The 6,000-nt window shown below is 60.8% G+C and carries 7 protein-coding genes, 3 pseudogenes and 1 riboswitch; of the genes and pseudogenes, 3 read left to right on the top strand and 7 right to left on the bottom strand.

Features of this window, described 5'->3' with window-relative positions; translation table 11 throughout:
- The 5 genes and pseudogenes from PMI09_RS25515 to PMI09_RS25495 all read right to left on the bottom strand — a co-directional run.
- Window positions 1-276: pseudogene (locus PMI09_RS25515) on the bottom strand (histidine kinase); the annotation flags it as partial.
- Window positions 266-937, bottom strand: a complete 672-nt coding sequence (locus PMI09_RS25510; protein WP_007801211.1) for a response regulator transcription factor — start codon at window positions 935-937, stop codon at window positions 266-268. The gene PMI09_RS25510 and the pseudogene PMI09_RS25515, both read right to left, overlap by 11 nt.
- Window positions 938-990: 53 nt before the next feature.
- On the bottom strand, window positions 991-1,239 hold the full coding sequence (locus PMI09_RS25505) for a hypothetical protein (protein ID WP_007801209.1): 249 nt from the start codon (window positions 1,237-1,239) through the stop codon (window positions 991-993).
- Window positions 1,240-1,488: 249 nt separating this feature from the next.
- Window positions 1,489-1,668 (bottom strand): hypothetical protein, encoded by a 180-nt coding sequence (locus tag PMI09_RS32390; protein ID WP_037084064.1) that lies wholly within the window; start codon window positions 1,666-1,668, stop codon window positions 1,489-1,491.
- Window positions 1,669-1,697: 29 nt separating this feature from the next.
- Entirely contained in the window at window positions 1,698-2,342 is a 645-nt protein-coding gene (locus PMI09_RS25495; protein ID WP_007801207.1) for an HAD family hydrolase, read from the bottom strand.
- A gap of 239 nt (window positions 2,343-2,581) precedes the next feature.
- Between PMI09_RS25495 and PMI09_RS25490 the strand changes: the two genes are divergently transcribed.
- Entirely contained in the window at window positions 2,582-3,796 is a 1,215-nt protein-coding gene (locus tag PMI09_RS25490; RefSeq protein ID WP_007801205.1) for an MFS transporter, read from the top strand.
- A 105-nt stretch (window positions 3,797-3,901) separates the two neighbouring features.
- A complete protein-coding gene (locus tag PMI09_RS25485; protein ID WP_007801203.1) occupies window positions 3,902-4,294 on the top strand; it encodes a GFA family protein in 393 nt (130 codons plus the stop codon).
- Between the two features lie 51 nt (window positions 4,295-4,345).
- Here the strand turns inward: PMI09_RS25485 and PMI09_RS32385 are convergent.
- A pseudogene (locus PMI09_RS32385) lies at window positions 4,346-4,630 on the bottom strand (DUF3168 domain-containing protein); the annotation flags it as partial.
- Window positions 4,631-5,011: 381 nt separating this feature from the next.
- On the opposite strand from PMI09_RS32385, the gene PMI09_RS25480 reads away from it, so the two are divergent.
- On the top strand, window positions 5,012-5,407 hold the full coding sequence (locus PMI09_RS25480; RefSeq protein ID WP_007801201.1) for a nuclear transport factor 2 family protein: 396 nt from the start codon (window positions 5,012-5,014) through the stop codon (window positions 5,405-5,407).
- Window positions 5,408-5,520: 113 nt separating this feature from the next.
- On the opposite strand, the pseudogene PMI09_RS25475 reads toward PMI09_RS25480, so the two are convergent.
- Window positions 5,521-5,877: pseudogene (locus PMI09_RS25475) on the bottom strand (CrcB family protein).
- 51 nt (window positions 5,878-5,928) lie between these two features.
- A riboswitch (Fluoride riboswitch) is annotated at window positions 5,929-5,992 on the bottom strand.
- Between the last annotated feature and the right edge of the window lie 8 nt (window positions 5,993-6,000).

The raw sequence follows: 6,000 nt of genomic DNA, 5'->3' as shown, positions 1-6,000 counted from the left end.
GGGGGGGGGGGGGGGGGGGGGGAGCCAATACCAGCCCGTCTTCGGCTGTGCAAAGCGCAGGTCGCCGAGCTGCGGGCTACCGCTGAGTGCCCCCTGATCGCCGATCGTCACTGAATTGACGACGTTGTAGAGCTGGGCACGCAACAGGTCCTGAAAGCCGCGCTCGGCGCTCTTCCGATACAGCGTCGAGATCAGCAGGCCGATGACCACGAGCGCGACGGTCGACCAGATCGTGGTCAGCAGCAGAACGCGTGCAGTAAGCGATTTAATTCGCATTGTTCGGCGCTTGGATGCGGTAGCCGAGCCCGCGCACCGTTTCGATCAGGTCAACGCCCATCTTCTTGCGAAGGCGCCCGACGAAAACCTCGATCGTGTTGGAATCGCGGTCGAAATCCTGATCGTACATATGTTCGACCAGTTCGGTGCGCGAAACCACTTCGCCCATGTGATGCATGAGATAGGAAAGCAGCCGATACTCATGCGAGGTCAGCTTCAGCGCCACGCCGTTGACCGTGGCCTTCGAGCTCTTGGTATCGAGGCGCACCGGGCCGCAGATGATCTCGGACGACGAATGCCCCGCCGCCCGGCGGATCAGGGCGCGGATCCGTGCCAGCACTTCCTCGACATGGAAAGGTTTGGTTACATAGTCGTCGGCGCCGGCATCGATGCCGGCGACCTTGTCGCTCCATCGGTCGCGAGCCGTGAGGATCAGCACCGGCATGCCGCGACCTGCGCTGCGCCACTTCTCAAGCACCGTCACGCCGTCCAGCTCCGGCAGGCCGATATCGAGGATGATCGCATCATAGGGCTCGGTGTCGCCGAGGAAGTGCCCCTCCTCGCCGTCAAACGCCTGATCGACGACATAGCCAGCTTCCTTGAGGGTATCGCTGAGCTGCCGGTTCAGGTTAACATCGTCTTCGACTACCAGAATGCGCATCGGTCCGCTTTACTCCGCTTGATCTCTTCGGCGTCTAGATAGGCCGATTCTGCCTACATCGGAACCTTGACGGTTACCTTGCGCGGGCGCTGGCCGTTGCCCTGGACGAGAACGGTAATGATGCAGCTATCGCCCAAAGGCTGGACGGAAAGGAGCTGGCCTCCCGTTTTTTCCACAACCTCACGCGCGGCCTCGCTGCAATCGCCTGCAACGCGCACGGTCAGGGTACGCGGATTATCCGGTGAGGGCGACGTTATCGCCAGCCCGGCGGCTAGCGCTGCGACGCTCAAGGGAGAGGCCATGTGCAATGCTTTCAATCGATACTAACTCGGCCCAGACTATGTACTCAAGCGACCTGAATGGCAAATGAATGCCTTGTAATCCCTGATGCTTAGAACAATTTTGAATTCGCGCCACGCGTGTTCGAAAATGCAGCGCAGCGAACGAGAGTGCCCGCTCGCCGCACCGGCTTCAACCGACGGATTTGATAGCCGCCTTGGCGGTCACTCGCCCATCAACGGCCAGCAGACCGCCAAGCGCACCGGCTATATTCACGATCGAGTCCACCAACTGCTTTTGTCGGCCGCAGCAAGATCGATACCCGCAAAATGCAACATTGACGCGACGACCGCCGCACAGCCGGCGATGCCGCCATCAATGCTGGCCTCTGCCACCTCCTCATCCTTTCGACATGAAAAAAGGAGCTCGAAGGCGCCGTCCTGCAGTTCCAAATAGGAGCTTTGCTCCGGTGCGTTGCCACCTAGGGCCACCGTCCGCGCAGACGCGGATGCTGTCGGATGTCCCGCTCACAGGAAAAGGCCCTGCCATCCCATCCGGCCTGCGCCGCCAGCGCTACAATCTCGGGCTGATCGTCGAAAAACAGCGGGCGCTCATCGCCGGAGATCCCTAGCGCGGCGTTGATGGCCTCGAAGAAGCGGACATCCTTTTTGGGGTGCCCGATCTCGGCGCTGTAGAAAATGCCGTCGAAAAGCCAGGAAAGGCCAAGGTCGGTCCACAGATATCGTGCCCGGTAATGTTCCTGGCCGGTTGCCAGATACAGCTTTATATCGCCTGCCTGGCGCAGCTCGGACACAAGCCCGATAACCGATGCATTGAGATTTGAATCTTTTTCAAACCAGTACTGCACGAAGGAGTTCACGCTGCCTGCATAACCGACCTGCGGAAGCACTTCGGCGAGAGCTGCCTTCAAATCGCTTTGTCCAGTCACGCATGCAAACATCCGGCTCTGGAAGCGATCACCCGGCGTTCCGAAAAAGAGCTGTTGGAACGCATCGCGATCCACACCCAGATCTTCTTCGATTGTCATATCCCAAGGCTTGCGCAGTTCCGGATTAGCGTGCCATCCATCGATCAGCACGCCGTCGACATCGAAGAAGATTTTCACCGTCCGCCTGTCTTGCTGAGTCGCAACCCACGTAACCTACGCCAATAGAGCCAACATGTAACCACGATGGCCGATTGTGCTCGACGCTGCGACCGGCGATCAAACTCTTGAGCGACAGCTCCGGCCGAGAAAACAGGCCCCGTCGGCGCCCGTTGGGGTCATCCACTTGTCACTTTCAACCTGTCGGCGAAGCTGCTACGACCTCCTCGCCCCTGTCCCATTCGCCCCAAAGCCCGCCCATGTCTCGATCCATCGCCCCGCGCTCAGCGCAGACGGTTGCCGTCCTTGCCGTCACACAGCTGATCGGCTGGGGCACCAGCTTCGACATGCTCGGCGTCATGGGCCGCGTCGTCGCGCCCGATCTCGGATTGCCGAACGAGGTGATCTTCGCGGGGCTGAGCATCATGATGATCGTCAGCGCCCTGTCCGGGCCTACGACCGGTCGTATGCTGGACCGACATGGAGCCGCACGGGTGCTCGCCGTCGCTTCGATCACCTTCACGATCGGCCTGCTGCTGTTAGCTACCGCGCAGGGCATCATTCTCTATGTACTTGCCTGGATTGCCATCGGCACCGGCGGTGCCTTCGGTCTTTCCGCCCCGGCCTATACCGCCGTCGTCGAGCGCGCCGGACCTGACAGCAAACGGGTGATCGCCATCCTCATGCTGTTCACCGGCCTTTCGAGTGCACTCTTCTGGCCGATCCTCAGCCTGCTCAACGCTACCGTCGGCTGGCGCATGACGTTTCTGGTCTGCGCGGCGCTACAGTTTTTCGTTTGCCTGCCACTGCATCTTTTCGCCCTGCCGAAGCCTATAGCCTTTGCTGCGGACGGCACCACCGCGCAGGAAGCGCCGGTACCGCTCTCCCCCTCGGGACAACGCAAGGCCTTCTTGCTGATTGCTGCGGCTACGACGATCTCGACCTTCGTCACCTTCGGCGTATCGCCATCGCTGCTCGAAATACTCCGGCAGTCCGGCGCCTCACCGGCGCTGGCATTGCAGCTCGGTTCGGCTCGTGGCGTGATCGGCATTTCCGCCCGCTTCCTGGATATGCTCCTCGGCCGCCGCGGCAATCCGATCCTCAGCGCCGCGATGGGCGCGACCCTGATGGTATCAAGCTTCCTGATGATGCTGGTGAGACCGCCCTCGACGCCGCTGCTGATCAGTTTCATCCTGCTCTATGGCTTCGGCTCCGGTGTCATGACCGTCGCCCGCGCGCTGCTGCCACTCGCCCTCTTCTCGCCGCGCGAATTCGGATTGCAATCCGCCCGCCTGTCGCTGCCGCAAAACCTCGCCAACGCCATCGCGCCCGTCGTCTTCACGGCGATCCTCGATCGCGCCGGCGCCGGAACCGCGATCGCGACATGCGCCGCGCTCGCGGTCGTGTCGCTCGGCTTCGTGCTTATGCTCGCTGCACAGGTCAAGGCGGCAACCAGGCTATGCGCACAGACTTGAGCGAGATGAACGCTGCTGCGCGTGCGGCAATGGGCGAGAAATTTGAGGTCGTCTTCCTATCTTCGGTGTAAACAGTCCGCCGTTTGATCTTGGAGGAGAAGCAACATGGACCGGTTCACTGGCGGTTGCCGCTGCGGCAACGTCCGACTTGTGGCATCTGGGCGTCCCTATCGGGTCGGCATTTGTCATTGCCTCGACTGCCGCAAGCATCACGGGGCGCTTTTTCACGCATCCGCGATCTTTCCTCAGGATGCGGTGACGGTCGAAGGCGAAACACGTGACTATGAAGGGCGGTTCTTCTGTCCCCGCTGCGGCTCCCCGGCTTTCGGACGCTCCGCAGATGAAGTCGAAGTGAACCTCGGATCGCTCGATGCTCCCAACCAGTTGAAACCAACCTACGAACTCTGGACCGTCCGCCGCGAGTCCTGGCTGCCACCCTTTCCGCTGTCGAGACACTACGAGCGCGATCGGGACGCCACCAGCCGCTTCGAAGAGTAGATCGCGAAGCCACCACTGCGAGATTGCAGCGACAACCGGCTCCATCACGGCCCGGAAGCGCAACTCGGCGACATAAAGCTTCGTCTTCGGTTCGCGGCGGCTCTGTGTCCTCAGATGCAACAGGCTGACGAGGTGATGCGAGCCAAGATCGAGCGCCGCATCCTGCAGCAGCGCATGGAGACGCACAGCCACCAGCTGCGCCTGCTTTCGTCGCCCGGCGTCGATCCAGATTTCAAGAGCGAACAGATGCTCCTCACTGGCCTCCATCGAGGTCAAATAGTCGTTGCTGATGATCTCGCTGATCAGGACGCAAGGGAGCTTCCGAGCCGTCTGCAGCCGCGGATACCGTCCTCGCCGACCATGCCGAGAAGCTCGCTATCCCGGTCAGACGTGCATGATCGCCGTCAACAATTCATTGGCTGCGCTCAACGCAGCGCTTCCCAGCCGCGTCCAGAGTTGATCGCTCCGCCGCGAGCCCGGCGACCTTATCGAGGTCGGGTTCCAGCCGCAGGCGGTCCTCGTAATATCCGCAGAGTCAGGCCGAGACCGACGCGGCGGTGCGCGTCAGCTCCTATGGTTTTGGAGGCGACTTTCCAGGCAGCAACCTACCCTGGTGCTCAAGGCAGCATGGATCGCAGAGGCCGCCGCGGTGTACTTCCCAGCCGGAGCGCCTATCTTCGACGCAGCGCTGGCGGTACCGGTCTTTTGGGGGCACACATGGCCGATGAAGCAAAAATACGTGCGATCTTTGCCAATCTCGAGCACGGCGACGGCGACGCCTTCTTCCACCACGTCTCAGAAGACGTTGACTGGACCGTCATGGGAACGCATCCGCTGGCAGGCCGCTATCACTCCAAACAGGAATTCAGGGCAGCCACGTTTGCACGGTTGAACAAGCTCCTTCCCGGCGGAACGCAGCTTCAAGTCGCCAATCTCCTGATGTCGGGAGACACAGCAATCGTGGAGCTCATGTCCAATGCGGTGGCAAGGAACGGCATGCGTTTCGATAACCGCTACTGCTGGATCGTAAGATTTGCCGGCGACACGATCGTCGAAGTGCGTGCGTATCTGGATTCGGTCAAGGTTGCCGAGCTCATCCGGGAGAATGAGTAATACCCGACCCAAACGAACCGCGCGCACTACTTAGTCTAAGTCAAAGTGACCCGCTTTGTGGCCGTTGGTGTGTAATCCAGCCCATTTTTCGACCCAGCGGGACTACCAGTAGATCACGTCTGAATAGCCGGCCGGCCTTTCTCCTCCTCGATGATGAGTTGGGCAATCCGTTTTGTGCCACCGTTGAGGCGCGACGCGATGAGGTGACCGACCGCGACTGCCGCAATGCAGAGGGTGACCGACAAGGCAATGTTGAGCATGGCCCGCGGCATTGCTCCTGCCCGCATCAGATCGAGCGTCTGCAGACTGAATGACGAAAACGTGGTGTAGCCGCCGCACAATCCGATCATCACGAACAACCGCACCACGGCAGGGTCTTGCTGATGGGTGCGGCCATCACCGACACAAAATAGCGGAGGAACGTGCCGATTGCTCCGCCCAAAGCGATAAGGGCCCGAAGAAAAAGACATACCAACTCCTATCAACGACAAAACGCTGCGGCAGTCGTCAAGACCGTCGAGCCATCGATAGGAGTCATCAGCCCACGGCGGGCGGTTTCGGGGGAACCCCATCCCCCACACGGGTGCAGCCTA

The sequence above is a fragment of the Rhizobium sp. CF122 genome (assembly GCF_000282035.1).
Lineage (GTDB): Bacteria > Pseudomonadota > Alphaproteobacteria > Rhizobiales > Rhizobiaceae > Rhizobium.
Note: the sequence above shows the minus strand (reverse complement) of the source record. Positions and strands in the feature narration are given on the sequence as shown.